The organism is Mycoplasma simbae ATCC 49888 (genome assembly GCF_000702705.1).
In the GTDB taxonomy this organism is placed as follows: domain Bacteria; phylum Bacillota_I; class Bacilli_A; order Mycoplasmatales; family Metamycoplasmataceae; genus Mycoplasmopsis; species Mycoplasmopsis simbae.
The window spans coordinates 1-19,813 of sequence record NZ_JNJG01000011.1; the positions used below are offsets into that span (position 1 = coordinate 1).

Consider the following 19,813-nt stretch of genomic DNA (forward strand, 5'->3'; position numbering starts at 1 on the left):
AATTAAAATAAATAAAAAAACAACGTGCTCAACCAAGAGTTTGCACGTTGTAATATAATAAAAGTAAGTGTTGCACTTGAACCTTCATTATAGGAAAGCCAACTTCAAAGTTGGTTTTTTACATTTTATTGAACAAATTCAGTATTTTTTCAATAAATATTATTTTTCTTTACCTAATTGTTCAATGTAAAAATCTTTGACAAATTTATGCTCAGCATGCTTATCTATTTGTTTATTGATCATTTCATTAATAATTTTCTTGTTTTCAAGCGTATGATTAAATCCATTTCATTTTGATTCATTATTTAGACAAATCTCAATTAAATCTTCAAAAGTCAGCACTCTGTGATTATCTTTATACTTAGTTTCCTTGATACGTTTAGTAGTTGTGACTTGTACATTGGCTTCATAGAGTGTGTTCAATACATCATTACTTATTGATTCGTCTAGTGTAGCCAAAAACATTTCTCTAGCACCCGTACGACCCATTTCTTCAGGAACCTCTTGCCAACGTTCTCTTAATGTTGTTTTAGCACTTATCAATACTGCATTGCGTTTATTTACAATATATTCAACAACACCAGGAGAAACAACATCAACCATTTTGCCAAGGCCTTTACTTAAAAATTCTTGTGTACCCACATTACCTTGACTATCTAAACGAATACCACTGCCCATTAAAATCAATTCAATTATTGCTTCGAACTCTTTTCCAGCACGACTACGCCGGCTTTGAGTATTTGATAAACTTAAAGCATAAATATAATCAGAATAGTTTTCAACAAAGGTGCATATAGCACTAACCACGTCATGATCGTTGATGTTTAAATCATTAATCAGAATTTTAAGCATTTCTGAGGTGAATTGCTTTTCAATAGGTAAATATTTATTTCAGCAATTTAAACGTAATTGTTCAATAAGGGCACTTGCATTTTTAATAAATTCTACTTTACCTACCTTATCAAAACCAAGCTCGACAAAGATATCATAAACATATTGGTATGGTTGCTCAAAATATTTAACTCTTTGCTCCTTTATATATTGTTTGTACTTTTTTGTAGTTATTTTTTTCATTTTTATCCCCTTTTACTTCCTAAATGCTATAATGTGTTAATAAGCGGACAAATAGTCCTAAATTAATAACTAAAACATTCGGAGTTTATATGTCAATTATATTACACAACGACGTAAGTAAATTTGCTAAATTAGTAAAGGAAAAAAGACACAGGTTAAATATGACTCAAAAAGAGTTTGCAGATGCAATAGGTATGCCAAAATTTGGAGATAGAACCATAAGACGATGAGAAAACGGTGAATCCTATCCGTCACAATTGGAATTGAACGCAATTCTTTCTTTTCCTGAATCTACACCATTTCCAAATATTGATAATGCTCCATACAAAATGATAGATTTGTTTGCTGGAATAGGCGGAACTAGACTAGGTTTTTATCAAACTGGTAAAGTAAATATAGTTTTTAGCAGTGAAATTGATAAATTTGCCGCTAAAACATACAAAATAAACTATGGAGAAGATGTTAGTGGGGATATTACCAAAATAAGTTCGAACGATATTCCTGACCATGATATCTTGGTAGCCGGATTTCCTTGTCAAGCTTTTTCACAAGCTGGTAAAAAACTAGGCTTTGAAGACACAAGAGGTACATTATTCTTTGAAATTGCCAGAATACTTAATGACAAAAAACCAAAGTGCTTTTTGCTAGAAAACGTTAGAAATTTAGTAACACACAACAGAAAGCAAACATTTAAAACAATATTACAAACCTTAGATGAATTAGGTTACAAGGTTTTTTATAAATTGCTAAAAGCAAAAGATTTTGGCGTGCCACAAAACCGTGAACGAATTTACATTGTTGGTTTTGACCAAAATTCAGTAAAAAATATTGAAAAATTCAAATTTCCTGAGCCTTTAAAACTGCAAACAAGTGTAGGCAACATACTTGAAACAAATGTTGATGACAAATATACAATTTCAGATTTACTTTGAAAAGGGCATCAACGCCGTAAAAAAGAACACAAGCTAAAAGGCAATGGTTTTGGCTTTAGTTTATTCAATGCACAGAGTTTATACGCCAATACTTTATCCGCTAGATATTACAAAGATGGAAGTGAAATACTTATTGATCAACAAGGCAAAAATCCACGTAAATTAACTCCACGTGAAGCAGCTCGCCTGCAAGGATTTCCAGATGAGTTTATTATTCCTGTTAGTGATACTCAAAGCTATAAGCAATTTGGCAATTCAGTTGCTGTGCCTGTAATTAATGCGATTGCTAAAGAAATTATCAAAATTCTTGATGAGCAAAAATAGGAATATAAAAACAACTCGCGTGAGTTGTTTTTAGTTTTTTCAACAAATTTTGTTGATTTTATGCGTAAATTAGAATTATTCCAGTTACTAACACAACTATACCAATAGCGATTAAAAACATATAGATTAGTTGGTTAGAACGAGATTGTTCTTTAAGTAAGTCTTTAGCTTGGTTTTCTTCAAGATTTTGTTGCATAATACGCAATGAAATTTTATCTTGCGAACTTAGGTTATTGCGTGAATTGATGCGATTCATTTCACGTTTAATTTTGGCATCACGTTTGTTTTGACTCATTGATCTAAGCGAAGAGCCTAGACCTTTACGAATCGAGATTAAAATGGTGCCATAAGCCAAATATCAACAGCCCATTACCACTAAGGCATCACTGACAATGAAGCGATAATTAGATTCATAAGCACCTTTGTGACTTTGGTAAATTAATACGCTGGCCCCTAAGATTAAACCAATACTTAACACAACTACAAAATGAATTGTTCTAAGTTTGCTAAAGCCTGCTTGGAAATAATTTCTAAGCATTTTGTCCTTTAAATTCTCAAGGATATAAGTTTGTTTGTTCACAATCAAAATTGTGTTCTTTTGCCCCAATTTTAGCTACTTTTAAGTTAAATGGAGCAGCTCATTGCTCAGCTTGCGAAGCTGTACCATAAATAAAGTGTTCTGGTTCAACTTGGAATAATTCAGGCACGTTAGGGTATTGTTGTCCTTTAAAGTAATCTAACTCAAAGCTAATGTTTTCAAATTTTTCGTTGGCATTTGAAATTTTTGGAATCGCTTTAAAAAGATTAATTGTGTAAGGGTGAATTGGTTTAGCATACACTTTTTCAGTATCACCTGACTCAACCACTTTACCATAGTGCATAATTTCCACACGATCAGCGATGTATTCAATCATTGATAAATCGTGGGCGATAAAGATCATACCAATATTTTTTTTCTCACATAAATCTTTAAGCAAGTTAACAACTTGAGCTTGAATCGAAATATCTAGCGAAGCAATTGGCTCATCAGCCACAATAACTTTAGGTTGAGTAATCAATGCACGTGCAATAACAATTCTTTGACGTTGCCCACCTGAGAATTCATGTGGATAACGGAAAGCAAATTGTTTTAATAAACCAACATCTTCAAGTGATTTATAAATAGTTGTTTTAATCAATAAGTTAGTGATTAAAAATCTTGCTATAAAGTTACCTGATAATTTTTTAGCGATTTTAACAGCTTTAGAATCAGCAGCACGAGCTGTGTCAATACCTAAAAGCACTTTGATTGCTCTCACGTCTCTTTTTAGGTATTTAGCTTCAATTTGGAATGATTTTAGCGTAGCTTGTTTAGATTTAACTTTAGTAGTGTACAGTTTAATTAGTTTTGAGTGTTCACTCAATTCTTGTTTAGATGCGTTATTTTGTTTTAGTTTGTTGAACTCTGCGTGTAAAAATGCAATAAAAGTTTTGTGTGCTTGCTCAACTAGTGCGTTAGCTTGTGTTTGCAAGTTTTTCAACTCGTAGTAACGATTTTGTTCTTGATCAACTAATTCACTTAGTTGCGCAATCTTTTCATTGTGTTCAACAATATATTGCTCAAGCATTTGTTTGTTAACTTGAAGTGCTTTATCGTAAGCTTGTTTAGCCTTAGCAATATCTTCTTGGCTAGCAAATTTGTGATTTGCTACTGGAATGTTTTCGTTAGCATGAATTTGTTCACGTAATTGTGACAATGAATCTAAGTAGTGTTTAAAGTTTTGAGCATCGACTTTAGTTCATTCTTCAAAGCAAAAATCAAATTTTTGTTCAATAACCTCTTTAATTTGTTCTTTTAGTTTTGGTGTGTAGTTTAAAGCTAATAAATGCTCGGTAAAGAAGTGTTTTGAATACTCTTGCAATTGTTCAATTACGGCTCTAACTTGTTGATAAGTTAGGTTTTTTAACTCAGATTTAAGTTTTTTGGTAACTTTGTTTAGTTTTAAACTCAGCAATTGGTTTTTTAAATTGTGTGAGTAAATGTCTAATTTTGGAGCTACTCAACGTGCATTACGGTAAATTTGAGCATCTTTTTTGAACTCAACAATAAAGTTAGTAAAGGTGTTTGAGTTAGCAACTTTACGTTCTTTTCAAGCTTGCTCTAATTCTTTAATTTGTTGTTTATAAACACGTACTTTTTCCAGTGCATTGTATTGTTTTAAAGTCATTTTTGACAATTGAATTGTCTTTAAGTAATGATCCTTAGCAGCTTTAAGTTCGCTTTCATCTAATTCAAGATTTGAGTTTCTAAAATCAGCTTGTTTGTGGAAGTAAAAATTCATTAATTCGTCTGTATTGTAGTACATATTATTAACGATTTGACTTTCCATGTTTTGCTTGTGTTCTAAATAACCATAGTAAGCGTTGAAGTTATCTTCATATGATAAAGATTCATCAATTTTTCATGCTTGCAGTTTAGCTACCCACGGAGCAAAGAATTCTTTGGCTAAATCATTGATTGATTTAAGGTTTTGCAATTCTAAAGACTTGTATTTTTGTTGGAATGTGTAAAAATACATTTCTTTAATGTCGGTTCAATCTTTTAAGATATCTTTAATTTTGTTTTTGATAATACCATTAACCACTAAAGGTTCTTTTAAGGTTGAATAAATGTTTTTTTGACCGTTCAATGACGCGTGTGGGTCTTGGAAAATCATTTGTACATTTTTACGCAAAAATTTAGTTTGTGCACGCGAAATTCTTTTACCACTAATAACTTTGCCATCTAGTGTAACAAAGCCGTTAAAGTCATCGTATAAACGCAGTAATGAACGTCCTACAGTGGTTTTACCTGAACCAGATTCACCAATTAGTCCAACAATTTCACCCTCGTGCAAGTTAAAACTTACATCGTTTACTGCTTTATTAACTATACCAGCGTTAGTAAAGTATTTTTTTAAGCCTTGGACTTCTAAAATTAATTTTGCATTATCTTTCTTCATCGTTGTCAAATACCTTTCTAAAGCTATCAATACGAACTTTTAATTCGTTTGGTAATTCAATTTTTGGCGCATCTGGGTGTAATAATCAAGTCGCAGCAGCGTGGGTTGGTGAAACTGGCAGCAATGGTGGCTCTTTGTAAAAGTCAATTTCTAAAGCGTAATCGTTACGTGGAGCAAATGGGTCACCTAATGGCAAGTTGGCCATGTCAGGAGGAGTTCCCTTAATTGAGTATAAACGGTGTTGACTGTTTTCGGGAATGGCTGAAATTAAAGCTCATGTGTATGGGTGACGTGGGTCTGTGAAGATGTCTTTACGGCTACCACGCTCAACAATTCTACCTGCATACATTACGTAAATATAGTCGCAGAATTTAGCAACAACACTAATGTTGTGGCTAATTAAAATGATTGAAATATTCATGCTTTGACGAATACGTTCAAATAAAGCTAAAACTGAAGCTTGCACAGTTGGATCAAGTGCAGTTGTAGGTTCATCGGCGATAATTAATTTAGGTTTTAGGGCCACAACCATAGCAATAACTACACGTTGCTTCATCCCACCTGATAGTGTGTGTGGATAACGATCAAATACGCCTTCAGCGTCTCTGATACCAAATTCATCTAGCAATGAAACTAGGTAGTTTCTTTTTTCTAGATAAGTTTTGCCTTTTCACTCCTCGTTTAAATTTAGCGCATCTAAAAGTTGCTTACCAATTTTACGAGTTGGGTTAAGTGAAGTTAAAGGATCTTGGGGAATATAGCCAATGTATTGGCCTCTGATTTTTTGTCATTGTTTATCATTTTTGAATTTAGTTAAATCAATGCCATCAATTTGCATTTTATCTGCTAAAAAGTAAGCACCTTCATTAACATTAATTAACGCCTTGCTAGTTACTGATTTACCTGAACCAGATTCACCAACAAGTCCAACTATTTCACCACTTTTAATGGTTAAATCTAAGCCTCTAACAATTCTAATAAAGCTTTTGCGTCCGTTTTTAAAGTCAACTCTTAAGTTTTCTACTTGCAATAATTTATCGCTAGTAGTGCTTTGAGGGTCTAAATTTTGTTTGTTTTCACTCATTTTATCTCCTATCTTTTGACTTTAATAACTTTTGGATCAAGAGCATCGTGTAAGCCCACAGCAATGAATTGTAAGCTAATAGAAATTCCTAATAGAATTGAGGCTGGCAGAATTAACAATCATGCATTTTCGTTAGATGCGTCTAGGTTATCCAGCATGAATTTACCTAAGTTAGCAGAACTATCATCTTTGAAAAATCCAAGGAAGGCTAACGAAGCCACGCTTAAAATAACGCTTGGAATTCTTCTTACATAGCTCATAGCAATTTTTCCTAAAATTGCAGGCAAGGCGTGTAAAAAGATTTGTCTAGATTCACTTGCACCTATACTTTTAGCCGCAATAATGTATTCTTCATCTTTAACTGTAATAATGAATAAACGTGTAACGCCAATTGGGCCTGTTCAACCAACGAATAATAATCCTGCGATTAGCACTCATGGGTTTGTTCCTCAAATGGTAACAAATAATAGCAATCAAATAATTGAAGGTGGCGAAGTGAAGATTTCAATCACACGCATCATAAATGTATCTAATCATTTACCGGTGTTAAAACCTAAATATGCTCCTACAAACACACCAATAACAATTTCAACTGTAGCGACAAATAAAGCAATAGCAATTGATTCAAGTGTACCTTTTCATACTGTTGTTCAAATGTCAGCGCCAAGTTTGTTGGTACCAAAGTAGGTTTGCAAGGTTGGAATTGTTGATTTAAGTTGAGCAACTACTTCAGGAGTAATTGCGTTTGAACCGTGCAATTCTTCATAGGCTCTTAGTTTTGAATAAAGTTGAGCACCTTCAAAGAATGTATAGGCGTTGTAGTAAATAATTTGGTTAGGAACAATGTGTTTGTGAGTTAAGTATGGCTCCATAAACTCTTTAAAGGAAGCATTTTGTCAAGCACGCACAGACTGAATTACTGTTTGGCTAGTTGATTCTTTTCAAGGATCAAAGATTGGTGGTAATGATTGAAAGTTAGCAACTTTTTGATTATTTTCTCAGTAGTGATCAATAGTTAGTGTAGCTGGATAAGGAGAGATGTAAGTAACAATTATTGAAGCTAAAATAATGCTCAAAAACACTATAAAAGCAATCAATACGGCTGGGTTAGTGAAAAAACGTTTGAAAATTTCAAGAATTAAAATTTTAGGTTTACCAGCAATGTTGTTGCTGATTTTTTCATCACGTGAAAGCGTAATTTTACTTGCTAATTCATCACTGATGCCGTATTTTTTATTAAACAAATGATTTTGCTCCATAATTATTGCCCTCCTTTCGTTAGTGCGTTATATTCAAGTTGTCTCATTTTACGTGCGTGTCAAATCATTGATAATGAAATTCCACTGCTTGCTTGGTATTTAATTCTTGGGTCAATGAATGGGTATGAAATATCCACGATTACTTGCGTAAATAAACCTAAAGCTGTAAAGAAGAACACGTTAAACATAACAACGTTAATTTCCCCGGCTGGGAATGAGTTGGCAATGATACTTGCGGATCCAGGAATGAATCAGAATTTTTCAACAATAATTGAGCCAGAAAGCAAAATAATGTATGAAGGAATAATGATTGTTGCCAACGGAATCGAAATGTTTCTTAGCACATATTTTCTAAAGATTGCTCCAGCTGAAAGACCTTTAGTTTTGGCAATTAAAACATAATTTGATGTAAGCACAGTAACTACTTGGTTACGTGCGTATAGAGTATATCCAGCTAGTGAGCCTAGTGAAACGACCACAATAGCTGGAATTATTGACTTGATAGTATCGCCTCAGCCTGCACCAATTTCTTCTGGTGAGACAAAACGAATATCAAAGCCGATTTTTTGAAACACATTTAATAGCATTGGTGCCAAGATAAAGCTTGGCACAGCAATAAACACAAACACAAAGCCGCTGATTGCATTATCTATTCAACTTCCCCGTTTGTATCCTGCTCACACTCCTAACAAGATTCCAGCAAAGGCTGAAATAATAAATGAAGGAAGCGAAACTAGAATACTTCAACCTAGAGGTTTGAAGAATAGCTCAGGAATGGTGCTATAGTCGGCTTTTTGGAAAAAGATTTGACCATAGTCGGCTCTAAAGAAACGACTAAAGTAATCAATAATTTTAGAAATAATTGGTGTAGCGTTGTATTGCATTGATAATGCTTCTAGAGCTTTACGTTTTGCGTTATCACTTTCACTAATTAATGCGATTTCAAAAGGGTTTTTAATGAACAAAACAATTAGTGTATATGAGAAAAGTAGAACAATAAATAGCGTAAGAATGGCCAGGGCCATTCTTTTCGCAAAATATTTAAACATAAATTAGTAAACTAATAACTATTTTTTAGTAACTGGTTTGTCTTGTTCTACTTCAATATCCATTTCTCAAGTTCTTTCAGTACCTGTGAATGGGAATTTGTAGTGTTTGTTAATTAGAACTGGGTTGAATCCTTCAACTGAAACACCTTTTTGACGACCAGCTGTTAGTCCATGTCATAGTCTGAATTCTTTAACTACTTCTAGAATTTGTGCGTTGGTTAAAGTTTGCACATAGCTGTTTAGGAAACGAGCTGAAAGTGTTGGTAAGTCAACGTTAGTTGCTTTAACTTGATCTTGAGTTAATTCAACTACTTGACCTTGCTCATTAATTGTGTAGTGGTCTAGGTGTTCGTGTAGTTTTCATAGACCTAATAGAGAAGTGTCTTTTAGTTTGTCAATGTCAATTGAAAGTGTGAATGCACCTTTTTCAACTTCAGCTTTAATTCATTTGTTGAATTCTTCACTTAATTTGAATAGAGCTGGTAATGATGCTTTTAGTTTGGCTTGGCTAGCTGCGGCTGTAGCATCCGCTGTAGTTTGAGAAAGAATTAATAATGGTAATGTTGAGTGGTATGAGTTCACAATACCGTCTAGTCCTGAACCAACGTTGTCAGCATCATAGCTTCAACCACCGATAGCAAATGGTGATCTACCACTTAGGTGTTGTTCTCAGAATGTAGATGCTTGTTCACGTTCGTATTTAACACCTTTCATGTCTAAACGTGGGTCTAATTCTTTGTATAGCGCAGGTAACAATTTGTAAATTTGTTCAAATTGAACTGGGTTTCAGTTAATTCAACGGTATGTTTGTTGTCATGAAACTTTTTCGTCTTTTCCAATACCTGCTTCATCTAGAAGTTTTTTAATTTCAGCTTTAATTTCAGCAAAGTGTGGTGATTTTAGTTTATCTAGTTCACTTTGAGAATCAATTACTGCACGTACATAGTCAGCTGAAGTTTTTTCAGTTGATAATGTTAGATCTGATTTAATGAATTTTAGTTTGTGTAATTCTTCGTATGCTTCACGTGGTGTTTTGTATTCAGCTGTTGCTTGGTCTGTACCACCAATTTTTGAGTCTTGAGCAACATAAGCTACTCACATTTTACTTTTTGATTCAGTTGCAAATCTTGTAACTTGTTCATAGTTAATAGCTGCTGAAAGCAATGATCTAAAGGCAACACCTTTACCAGTGAATAGACTTACTAAGTCTGCTGAACCTTTAAGTGCATCTTTAACTAATTGTTCTTTAGTTTTACCGTAAGCTACTCTAGCGAAGTTGTCGTTGTAGGTAATTGAATCAAGAGCTTTTTTCAATTGAGCCGGGTCTTCTGGGTTGAATTTAACTAATTTACCATCTTTTGTTGTTTCATCTAAATCTCTAACTGCTGGCAATAATTCTCAACCTTGTTCTGAAGCTAAAGTTCCTTTGTTTAAAGCTTGGTTGTATTCTAGTCCGTGTAGATGTGGTGCTTTAACAATTTCTTTTTGTAATTTTTCTTCAACGTTGTTTCAACCTAATTTAGCAAATCTACCTTTTGAGTAGTCATCTCATAGGAACGCTTTAAATGCTGATGCATCACCTTGACCTTGGTATCTTAGAGCTAAGTTTTGTACAGATTTTGGTGATTTAACAAACTCTTGGTCGTGGTAGAATGGGTTGATTGTTCATCTTTCTTCTTGAGCTGATGCAACATAACCTTTGTATAAGTATGGTCCTGCGTATAGAACATCTTCTTTGTTGAATCCGTATCAGTATGTACCAGTTCTAGCTAAGATGTTGTCAGCTGGAATGTTTTTAATTGCATCTTGAGATACTGTTGTTGCATTGTTGTTGAAAGGTTTTAATGTAGGGATTTTGTTTGTTCTTGTTAATTCTTCAATGTATTGACTAGGAGCTGCAACAAATTCTTTTGATGAAACAATTAAACCATCAATGAACAAGTCGAATTGACCTCTAGTAGCAGTTGGGGTTTTGTGGAAAGTAATTTTGCCATCTTCGATGAATGAAGCTTCATCACCAACTTTTGCATAGTCAACGTCGTATAGTCCATAGATGTATGAGTTAGGGTAACGTCTGTTTTCTGTATAGTATGTTGAACCTTGAGAAGCTAATGATTTTAATAATGAGTCTAGTTCTTTAGTGTTTACACTTGTTCCACTAGCTGCTTTAGCACGATCAGCCACACCTAAAAGTTCTGTTCTTTTTAGTGAAATTCAAAAGTCTTTTGGCACAACATCATATTTAGTTTGTTCACCTTTGAAGTTTACTCATTTTTGACCTGTTTTAAGTTCAAATTGCAATTTAGTTGCATTTTTTAAAGCAGTGTCAAATGCGTCCGAGTTAATGCTTCTTTCATCGTTTGAACGACCTTGAATATAAGCTGAAGAGTATGCACCATTAGTTGGTTGAACAGTTAAAGATGCATCGTCTTTGTCAAATTCTTTAACTGTACCGTCTGTTAAAGTAACAATAACTTTAGCCACGTATTCAAATTTGTAGCTTCATACTGATGGTTTTGTAACTTTGTATGTAACAGCACCTGTAGTTGCGTTTGCGTCACGTAAAATTTCAGGTTTGCCCACTGTTCTTTTACGTAGTAAGTATGCACCTAAAGTTTCTTTGTTAGTGTCTAAGAATCCACCGTATTCGTTTGAAGGGTCGGCTTCGAATTCGATAGGTTTAAATTCTGTGTTTGATGCTGATCTAACTGTTCTAGTAGCAACGTAGTCTTCTTGAGTACCACACGCTACTGCCAATAAAGGAACTGAACCTAGTGCAGATACACCACCAAGAGATAGTAATAATCTTGTTTTTTTCATAAATATCCTTATTTTTATTTTTAGTTGTTTATATAGTTAATATGTTATGTTATGCGCCATTGAGTTTTGTAAAAATAAAATTTTGTAAGACCTAAGCTTTAGTCTTACAAAATTAATAAGATTGTTATTAATATGTAACGACTATAGCACCAATGGTAACCAAAGAGCAACAAACTGTTATGAATTGTTGCCATTATTTTTCTACGCCTAGAAAAATAATTCGGCCATCTTATCCTTTCAATAGGTTCTTAGCACGCCTGCTCCACTATTTACTAATATAGAAAGCTCCTCTATAGTTCTTTAGAAAAAAGCAGGTTTTATATTTTTTACCTGCTTTTCACAAAAATAATTTTTATTTCATTCACAGGTATTAACTAAATAGAAATCGCGTGCATCGCCATTTCAATAATATTTTTAATACGTGTAAATGAATATACTTTTAACATAACATGGATATTATAAACACAAAAATTCAAAAATAAAAATATTTATTTAATTTTTTACGCTTAAATTCAAGGCATAATTATCAAAGCAAAATTATTACATTATAATAATATAAAATAAGGAGCAATGATGGCATATAAACCAATTAATGACACCTCGACCATTGAAATTGTTAAATCAGGCAATGATCAAGTTTTAAGCGAAGACAAAAAAATAGTTCGTGACCCTAAAAACCAAATTTCACCGAGAGTATATAGAGTAATTAGAACTGAAAAAAACATTAAATTGTTTAATTTGAGTTTTTCATATTTAATTATGCTTGCGGCCATTATTTTGTTTACGCTTGCATATTTACAAATCGGCGTTTTTGAGCAGCGTCAATTGGGTTATTTAATTGGCTTTGGTGTTGCTGGATTTATCTTTTTTGCACTTGGCACAAAAAATTTAATTGAAAATATTCAATGATCGCACACAATTCAACGCTATCGCGAAGCTATTCAAGCAGGTGATTATACTTCTTCCAATACTTTCCACTTGGCATATCGCCAAATAATTCTTAAAGGTGTCAATTTAACTTGAATATTGATCTTTGTATTGACGTATTTAGGTTTATTTACCATTATTGTTTATGGGCTTTATTCAGCCAAAAATCTGGGTTATTCAAGTGCAGAAGTAGATGGGAGTTTTATAAAATTCAACATCAACTGAGAAGCAATCTTAGATAAAGGTTTTAAAAACACAAATGTATTTTGTTTAATTTGTTTAGCTATCATGGGGGCTTTAATTGCTTTTTACATCATTATGCGTTTAATTGATAAAAAACGTTTGGCAGATTTGGATGATTTTTTAGGCGAAAGAAGCGTTGAAATTCATGAACAAATCAATAAAGCTAAAAAAGATCGCAACAAAGCTTGAATGATTGCTTACTTTGTAATTGTCGCTTTAACAATACTTTTACCACTAGCAATCATTTTAGTGGGTGTATGAAGAGGAATTAAAAAAAGAAAAAATAAATAAAAAACTCTTCATTAATACACAAAAATATACAAAAAATTTTAGTTATCACTCCTTAACTGGAGTGATTTTTTTATGTGTGTTATATTTTAACGAGAAAAGCAAATTTACTATTGTTGATCTTTTTTTGTTTATGATAATGTAGCGCGACCAATCAGCGCCATACAATCCTAAAGTAAATAATAAAGAGTATAATTTAATTATATTAATACATTACACCTCTAATTTGCTGAGCACCTTAAAAAGAATCTTACATTACTATCTCATACGGAGGTTATATATGAAAATTAATGCATTATGAGTGGCATCTACGGCACCATTTATTCCAGCTTTAACTGTCTCGTGCAATCACAAAAATGAGTTCGAAAAAATTGTTTATAACAAATTTGGCTTTAGCATTAATGAAGATGTTATTCGAAAATTTTTATCTAGAAATAATTTTAGATATCCTGAAATAATATCGCAAATAAACACTGAGGATGACAAAATCAAGGAGTTATTTGCACAATTTTATGACGTAATTAGTAATCCTAAATATATATGAACAAAAAATATTCCTTCTACTGAGCAAGAATATATTTCCTTGTTAAATTTAATTTCAAATAAGAATGAGTTTTATAAAAATTTACCAACTTATGGAGCTTTAGATTTTCTTGATACACAAAAAATCGATAAATCAGATTCAAAATTAAATACATATAATTTCTTGGAACATCTTAAAGCAATTATAACCAATAAAAACCAAAATCTTTTGGCAATAGCATCTACTAAATACGTGTATGAAACACTGAAAAATATTGACAAAATTCAAAATTATTCAACAATTGCATATCAACTAAATGACAAGTCATATTATTACAAAACTCCATATAGATTTGAATTTATCCAAGTGCAAAATCCCGTTGGCGTTTCAAGGGAGATTAATAATATAAATCTTTTTAATCATTACAAAGAGTTTGCATTACAAAATGAACAAATTTATTCTAAAAACATTAATAATAAGCCTAGTTATTATTTAAGTTTTGACATATTAAAACATTTTGATTTAGATGATTTATATGTTGCTGTAAACGTAGAGAAAACAACTACAAATAAAAAATTTATAAGCTTAACAATCAATTACCTGCCACAACCGAAAGAATTTGCAGTTTTTAGAGAACTTGCTGAGAAAAACAAATATAAAAAAGAATTAGTGAAAAGCGCTGATGTACAAACATTACAACTTAATTTAACAAAAATATTATCAAAATTTAATATTGATCAAAGTGAGTTAAACACAAGTGTTATTGAATTGTCAGCAATAAATTTATTTAAAAATAATTTAACACTTAAACCGCGAACCCCTGGTGGATTTGATTTATACACTGACTATAGAGAAAGATTCAACAAAAATAAAGGTTTAATGCTAGCTTCGCAATCTTCTTATGATTTGGGAACCATGGGCTCTAATGAATGAAATAATTTGTATAAATATATTGAGACTAAAAACATATATGGAAACAGATTTTAGGAGAAATAATGAAGCATAAATTATTTATAACTCCAATATTAGCAACTGCTCCGCTTATAATTACAGGTTGCAATCATAATAAACAACAAAATAGCAATTTAGAGGAGCGCGGCGATCAAAAAGTTTACACTCAAATTTTAAATAATCTGGAAATAAAATCAGATTGAACCAATCTTAAAAAAATATATGATGAAGAATCATCTTTTAAACAATTGTTAAACTTAAGTTTGTTAAATCATAATGACGTTTATAAAACTAATCTTAAACAATCAATAAATCAAGTGTTGGACAATGAAAATGAAAGTGAAAATAAATATTTTGCTAAATCTTATTTGAGATTTTTAAGATTGCATAAATATTATTCACAGTTTAACTATACACTTACGCCATTAAATCAATTTACTGTAGCTAATAATACAAGTGAATTTGAAAAAGCAAAAAAATTCGATATTTCGGATGAGTTACGTCAAATACAAAAATTAGAAAAAATAGGCAAAAGAGATGGCAAATCTTATGATTGACATACGATAAAGCTTAATGCTTATGAAATGCTAAGAACGCTTTTTAAACGCAACAACGATTCGAACATAGGGTTATATAATATTTACAAACAACTCGATATAGATGATTATAATAACGAGTTCAAATTAACTTCATTTTATAATCCATTCAAAAATTATAGACCTATTGAATCCCCCTTTGTTACAGCGGATTGTAAAAACCGTGTTGTATTTGAAGAAAAGGTCCGCGGGTTTAAGGTAATCAATTCTAATCTCTTTACCAATAACAACAATAATATATTAACTATCAATCTTGAAGCTAAGTACAACATAGAAGATATATATTTAAAAATAGATAATAGTAACGACAATAATTCAAAAAATTTGTATTTTATTTCTATAATTCACTTCCCTTCAGTGCCCTCATATAATGAATTTATAAATGTTTATAAAAAAACTGATGAAAGTGCACAAATTCACACAGTAAACATTGATATCAATAGACTTTTCAATCTAAATGAGAACGCTGTTTCACAAAACTATTATTTTCTAGATACTTTTGAAATTTTTTCACAATTAAAGCCCAACTACCTAATTGATTATTATGGTAAATCATTATCATTTTTTAGTTTTGAAAATAATAATGAAAGCAAAAACTTTTTATATTCACCAGAAAATCTAAGATACAATTCGATAATCAAATCTGATGAAGAGTTAAGAAAACTTCTTATTGATATCTATAATGCTGGTTATAAATGTAACGTCTAAAGTAAAAATTTAAACAAAATAATGTACTATTTACAAGCCGACTTAGCCAATATACTAGTCGGTTTTTTATATAAATAAAACAACACTCTTGAGAGTGTTGAGGTGAAAATTCATATGGTACCCAAGACAGGACTTGAACCTGCACGGATTTCTCCAGTAGATTTTGAGTCTACGGTGTCTACCATTCCACCACTTGGGCATTTGCTATATTATTATAATTATTTTTTTATAATTAGGATATAAATTTTTATATTCTTAGTGAGGTTAGGTTGGCAATTAAAACATTTTTTGACTTTTGCTCAGGTATTGGCGGGGGGGAGATTAGGCTTACAAGATACACGCGGCGCAATAATTTATAGCTTAATTAAAACACTAATTGCTAAGCGAACTAAATATTTTATCTTTGAAAATGTTAAAGGTTTAAGCCACCACGATGGTGGTAAAACAATAAAAATAATCACAGAATGAATCGATCAAGCAGGATATAACCTCTATACAAAAGTTTTAAACAGCGTAGATTTTGTGTTCCTCAAAAACGCGAACGAATCTATTTAGTTGGCGTGCGTAAAGATATTGATACAGGCAAATTTTGATTTGATTTGCCTTTGGCAAACCAATATAATTTTGAAGATTTTATTGATAAAAGCAATGATCTAGAGCTAGATATCAATAATTCAACATTTCAAAGATATCTAAATAATAAATATACCCAAGGCAAAATTGATTTAGACTCAATTTTACAAACAAATAATTTAGTTATTGACACACTTCAATCGGATTTGAGATTAAGCAATAACACGCTTCCGACCTTAAGAGTAGGCAGACATGATCTATATAATGTAAAAAATAAACATATATACAAACTAAACGGCGTTGAAGCTTCAAAATTGCAATGTTTTGGCGAAAAATACACACAAATGTACAAAAATTCAAATATTTCCTTTGCCGTAATAATGCGTCAAACAGCTAATGTGATGACTGTAAATGTTATTGAACATATAGCAAAAATATTGGTTAATTGCCAAAGCACATGAAAATATGCTTAGTATGAATAAACACTTATTTGTATCTATAATTAAACTCGCTAAATAAATCCACAAAATTAATATAAATCTACTATACTACAAAACAAGTTTTATTGAACTTTTATTGAAAGATGAGTAAATTTTCAATAAAAGTTCAATAACTATACAAAGAAAGGGCGGTGATGCTGGTCGCAAAAGTGCGCAAATGTTGCAATTTAAAATTGACCCACATTTAATCACCGATGATACAAAATGCCAATAGGAATAGTTGCTGAATATAATCCTTTCCACAATGGCCATATTCGCCAAATAAATTGAATTAAAGAAAATTTTCCCAATGAGAAAATTATCGTCGTTATGAGTGATAAATTTAGTCAACGTGGTGAATACACTATTGCTTCTTTTAGAGCTCGTAAAGCCATAGCTAAAAAATATGGTGTAAATAAAGTTATTAAGCTAAAATTTGAACAAACAGTTCAGGCGGCACACATATTTGCTTATCATAGCGTCATAGCTTTACACAAAGCAGGCGTGGATAAAATTGTGTTTGGTTCAGAATCTAGCGATGTAGAAGCCATGTATAAAATTGCTAATATTTTGAAGCAAAATGAACAAAATTTCAATCATATTATTCGTAGATATATCAAAAAAGAAAAGCTAGCTTACCCAAAAGCTTTCGCTTTGGCGCTGCAAGAATTAAGTGGACAAAGCTACACAATGCCTAACGATATTTTAGGTTTTGAATATATCAAAACCATTGTCAATAATAACTTAAATATCAAGGCCTATTCAATTCAGCGCAATATTGATTTTCATGCTAATAAGCCTAATGAAACATATGCGTCAGCTTCGTGATTAAGAGAACAACTTAGATTAAACAAGGATATTAGCAAATACTCGCCAATGAAAATCAAAAAACCACGTTTTATTGATCAAAAATACTCAAAATTTATTAAAATTTTAACTAAAACACCTAAACATAAGCTTCAGCAAATACCTTTAGTTAGCGAAGGAATTGAAAATTTATTACTTAAAAACGCAAACCAAAACGATTACAATTCTTTTGTTGATGCTTGTGTTTCTAAACGTTATACTGCTAGCAGAATTAAGCGTATAATAGCATGAATATTAAACAAAAAATGAAAGTAGGCAAGATGAAAAAAATTATTATGGGTACAAACATCAATGTGAATGCAAGTATTGATGCAATGCAAAGACAATTAGATGATTTATGAGAACATGGTCACAATGATGTTTTATTACATTTTATTGATCAAAATGACTTAAGTTTATGAAATAAAACGTTAGCTTATCTAGACCAAAACAAAGAAGAATTTAGCTACCAAATCGTTAAAGAACACAGCGAAATAATTGTTAATTTTGAAATTTAATTTTATAAATTAACAATTATTTTTTATTTTGTTTGACCAAAATATACATTTTATAGGTATATACGCTTAAAAATAAATTTCAATAATAAATCAAATCAAAAAAGGCTCTTGTGTTAAAATTTAAGAGCAATATTTAATTGCAGAAAGTAGATTACATCTCACCTGATGGCCATAGCCTTGGGTTTCTAGCTACAATTAAAATTTTTTTAGTGTAGTTTAGAAGTGGGATACCACTTTTATTTTATTTTCAATTTATCTATTATTAAGGAGTTATTATTCAACCAACAAACGCAAAAAATAAAAAGCCTGTAGCAGAACACATGATTAACTCAAATATTCCATTTGCCAAAGTATTTTTAATTGGTCCAGATGGAGACAAAATTGGAGTTAAGCCTACTCGTGAAGCAATCGAAATCGCTCGTGAGTACAAAATGGACTTAGTTTTAATTAGTGTTGAACCTAAACCAATTGCTAGAATTTTAGATTATGGTAAGTTCAAATACGAAAGAAAGAAAAAACAAAAAGCTGCTAAGGAAAAACAAACAATTATTCAAAACCGTCAAATTCGTTTAACAGTAATGATTGGTGAGCACGATTTACAAGTTAAAGCTCGTAAAGCCAGAGAATTCTTGCTAGATGGTGATAGATTAAAAGTTAGTCTTAAATACCGTGGACGTGAAATTGCGCGTCCCGAATTAGGACACGACACAATTAATCGTTTCTACCAACTTTTAGAAGATATTGCCGACATTACCAAAGAAGCAACGCTAGTGAATAGTAAATTTTTGGATTTATATATTCAACCTAACAAAGTTAAGGTTGCAAGATATAAAAAAGAAAATAATATAGTAGATAAAAACGCTACAAAAACAGATTCTGCAGAATCTTCAGATGAAAATGAAGATGATGAAGAATAATTAAGGAGTAATTATGCCTAAAATGAAGACAAAAAGTGCTCTAAAAAAACGTATCAAAGTAACAGGTACAGGTAAAGTTTTAAGAGAGCAAGCATATCGTTCACACCTAGCCCAAAATAAATCAACCAAACAAAAACGTCAAGCACGTAAATCTGTTCAAATGCACGCATCTGACATCAAAAGATTCAAAGGTTTATTTTAATAACCTATTTATTCAATTTTAAATTAAAGAAAGAAGGAAACTATGAGAGTTAAAGGCGGAACAGTTACAAGAGCTAGAAGAAAAAAATGATTAAAACTAGCTAAAGGATATTTTGGACACAAATCAATCGGTTACAAAGTTGCAAAACAAGCCGTAGTTAAATCATGAACATATGCATTTAGAGACCGTAAACAAGTAAAACGTAACTTTAGAAAACTATGAATCGCACGTATTAATGCATCAACTAGAGCTCAAGGAGTTACATACTCACAATTCATCAATGGTCTAAAAAGAGCAAACATTACAATTAATAGAAAAATGCTTTCAGAATTAGCAATTAACGAACCTAAAGTATTTTCATCATTAGTTGAAATTGCTAAAGACGCAAAATAATGTCAACAACTAGCTAAAACTAGTTGTTTTTTATTGCTACTGTTGAAAAAATCTACAAAAATACTAATTTATTCCTTTTTGGTATTTTTGATTGCAACAGTTTATATTATTTCATAATATAATTAA

At 31.5% G+C, this 19,813-nt stretch carries 17 protein-coding genes, 1 tRNA gene, 1 pseudogene and 1 riboswitch; of the genes and pseudogenes, 11 read left to right on the forward strand and 8 right to left on the reverse strand.

Annotated features, from left to right (window positions below):
• Positions 1-159: 159 nt before the first annotated feature.
• Positions 160-1,074: a type II restriction endonuclease gene (locus T329_RS0103290; protein WP_029609004.1), complete on the reverse strand. Its 915-nt coding sequence runs from the start codon at positions 1,072-1,074 to the stop codon at positions 160-162.
• Positions 1,075-1,163: 89 nt separating this feature from the next.
• Here T329_RS0103290 and T329_RS0103295 point away from each other — a divergent pair, with 89 nt between their 5' ends.
• The gene (locus T329_RS0103295) at positions 1,164-2,330 is read left to right on the forward strand and encodes a DNA cytosine methyltransferase (RefSeq protein ID WP_029609005.1); all 1,167 of its coding nucleotides are present in this window, start codon (positions 1,164-1,166) and stop codon (positions 2,328-2,330) included.
• 58 nt (positions 2,331-2,388) lie between these two features.
• On the opposite strand, the gene T329_RS0103300 is transcribed toward T329_RS0103295, so the two are convergent.
• Genes T329_RS0103300 through T329_RS0103325 form a run of 6 tightly spaced genes read right to left on the reverse strand, consistent with a single transcriptional unit; the run spans position 2,389 to position 11,523 of the window.
• Positions 2,389-2,868, reverse strand: coding sequence for a hypothetical protein (locus tag T329_RS0103300; protein ID WP_029609006.1), 480 nt, complete (start codon positions 2,866-2,868; stop codon positions 2,389-2,391).
• The gene (locus T329_RS0103305) at positions 2,861-5,311 is read right to left on the reverse strand and encodes an ATP-binding cassette domain-containing protein (protein ID WP_051630151.1); all 2,451 of its coding nucleotides are present in this window, start codon (positions 5,309-5,311) and stop codon (positions 2,861-2,863) included. Before T329_RS0103305 ends, T329_RS0103300 begins: the two co-directional genes overlap by 8 nt.
• Positions 5,298-6,395: an ABC transporter ATP-binding protein gene (locus T329_RS0103310; RefSeq protein WP_051630152.1), complete on the reverse strand. Its 1,098-nt coding sequence runs from the start codon at positions 6,393-6,395 to the stop codon at positions 5,298-5,300. The genes T329_RS0103305 and T329_RS0103310 overlap by 14 nt, the downstream gene beginning before the upstream one ends.
• An 8-nt stretch (positions 6,396-6,403) precedes the next feature.
• The gene (locus T329_RS0103315) at positions 6,404-7,654 is read right to left on the reverse strand and encodes an ABC transporter permease (protein ID WP_029609009.1); all 1,251 of its coding nucleotides are present in this window, start codon (positions 7,652-7,654) and stop codon (positions 6,404-6,406) included.
• A gap of 2 nt (positions 7,655-7,656) precedes the next feature.
• Positions 7,657-8,703, reverse strand: a complete 1,047-nt coding sequence (locus T329_RS0103320; protein ID WP_029609010.1) for an ABC transporter permease — start codon at positions 8,701-8,703, stop codon at positions 7,657-7,659.
• Positions 8,704-8,721: 18 nt separating this feature from the next.
• Positions 8,722-11,523 carry an OppA family ABC transporter substrate-binding lipoprotein gene (locus tag T329_RS0103325; RefSeq protein WP_029609011.1) on the reverse strand — a complete coding sequence of 934 codons (2,802 nt, stop codon included), beginning with the start codon at positions 11,521-11,523 and terminating at the stop codon, positions 8,722-8,724.
• Positions 11,524-11,659: 136 nt separating this feature from the next.
• A riboswitch (Lysine riboswitch) is annotated at positions 11,660-11,824 on the reverse strand.
• A gap of 269 nt (positions 11,825-12,093) precedes the next feature.
• Between T329_RS0103325 and T329_RS0103330 the strand changes: the two genes are divergently transcribed.
• The 3 genes from T329_RS0103330 to T329_RS0103340 all read left to right on the forward strand — a co-directional run bounded on the left by T329_RS0103330 (position 12,094) and on the right by T329_RS0103340 (position 15,759).
• On the forward strand, positions 12,094-12,984 hold the full coding sequence (locus T329_RS0103330; RefSeq protein ID WP_084273877.1) for an MSC_0882 family membrane protein: 891 nt from the start codon (positions 12,094-12,096) through the stop codon (positions 12,982-12,984).
• 277 nt (positions 12,985-13,261) lie between these two features.
• Positions 13,262-14,491 (forward strand): hypothetical protein, encoded by a 1,230-nt coding sequence (locus T329_RS0103335; protein WP_029609013.1) that lies wholly within the window; start codon positions 13,262-13,264, stop codon positions 14,489-14,491.
• 8 nt (positions 14,492-14,499) lie between these two features.
• Positions 14,500-15,759 carry a hypothetical protein gene (locus tag T329_RS0103340; protein WP_029609014.1) on the forward strand — a complete coding sequence of 420 codons (1,260 nt, stop codon included), beginning with the start codon at positions 14,500-14,502 and terminating at the stop codon, positions 15,757-15,759.
• A gap of 115 nt (positions 15,760-15,874) precedes the next feature.
• Here the strand turns inward: T329_RS0103340 and T329_RS0103345 are convergent.
• Positions 15,875-15,958: transfer RNA gene (locus T329_RS0103345), tRNA-Leu, on the reverse strand.
• 59 nt (positions 15,959-16,017) lie between these two features.
• On the opposite strand from T329_RS0103345, the pseudogene dcm reads away from it, so the two are divergent.
• From dcm to rplT, 7 genes and pseudogenes are all read left to right on the forward strand, one after another.
• Positions 16,018-16,805 (forward strand): annotated as a pseudogene (gene dcm / locus T329_RS03960) (DNA (cytosine-5-)-methyltransferase).
• 142 nt (positions 16,806-16,947) lie between these two features.
• Positions 16,948-17,046: a hypothetical protein gene (locus T329_RS03965; RefSeq protein ID WP_342665491.1), complete on the forward strand. Its 99-nt coding sequence runs from the start codon at positions 16,948-16,950 to the stop codon at positions 17,044-17,046.
• Positions 17,037-17,933: a nucleotidyltransferase gene (locus T329_RS0103355; RefSeq protein ID WP_029609015.1), complete on the forward strand. Its 897-nt coding sequence runs from the start codon at positions 17,037-17,039 to the stop codon at positions 17,931-17,933. The genes T329_RS03965 and T329_RS0103355 overlap by 10 nt, the downstream gene beginning before the upstream one ends.
• Positions 17,934-17,938: 5 nt before the next feature.
• Positions 17,939-18,175, forward strand: coding sequence for a hypothetical protein (locus T329_RS0103360; protein WP_156933798.1), 237 nt, complete (start codon positions 17,939-17,941; stop codon positions 18,173-18,175).
• Positions 18,176-18,495: 320 nt separating this feature from the next.
• Positions 18,496-19,092: a translation initiation factor IF-3 gene (gene infC, locus T329_RS0103365; RefSeq protein WP_029609017.1), complete on the forward strand. Its 597-nt coding sequence runs from the start codon at positions 18,496-18,498 to the stop codon at positions 19,090-19,092.
• A gap of 13 nt (positions 19,093-19,105) precedes the next feature.
• Positions 19,106-19,294 carry a 50S ribosomal protein L35 gene (gene rpmI, locus T329_RS0103370; RefSeq protein ID WP_029609018.1) on the forward strand — a complete coding sequence of 63 codons (189 nt, stop codon included), beginning with the start codon at positions 19,106-19,108 and terminating at the stop codon, positions 19,292-19,294.
• A 42-nt stretch (positions 19,295-19,336) separates the two neighbouring features.
• Positions 19,337-19,687, forward strand: a complete 351-nt coding sequence (gene rplT / locus T329_RS0103375) for a 50S ribosomal protein L20 (protein ID WP_029609019.1) — start codon at positions 19,337-19,339, stop codon at positions 19,685-19,687.
• Positions 19,688-19,813: the final 126 nt, after the last annotated feature.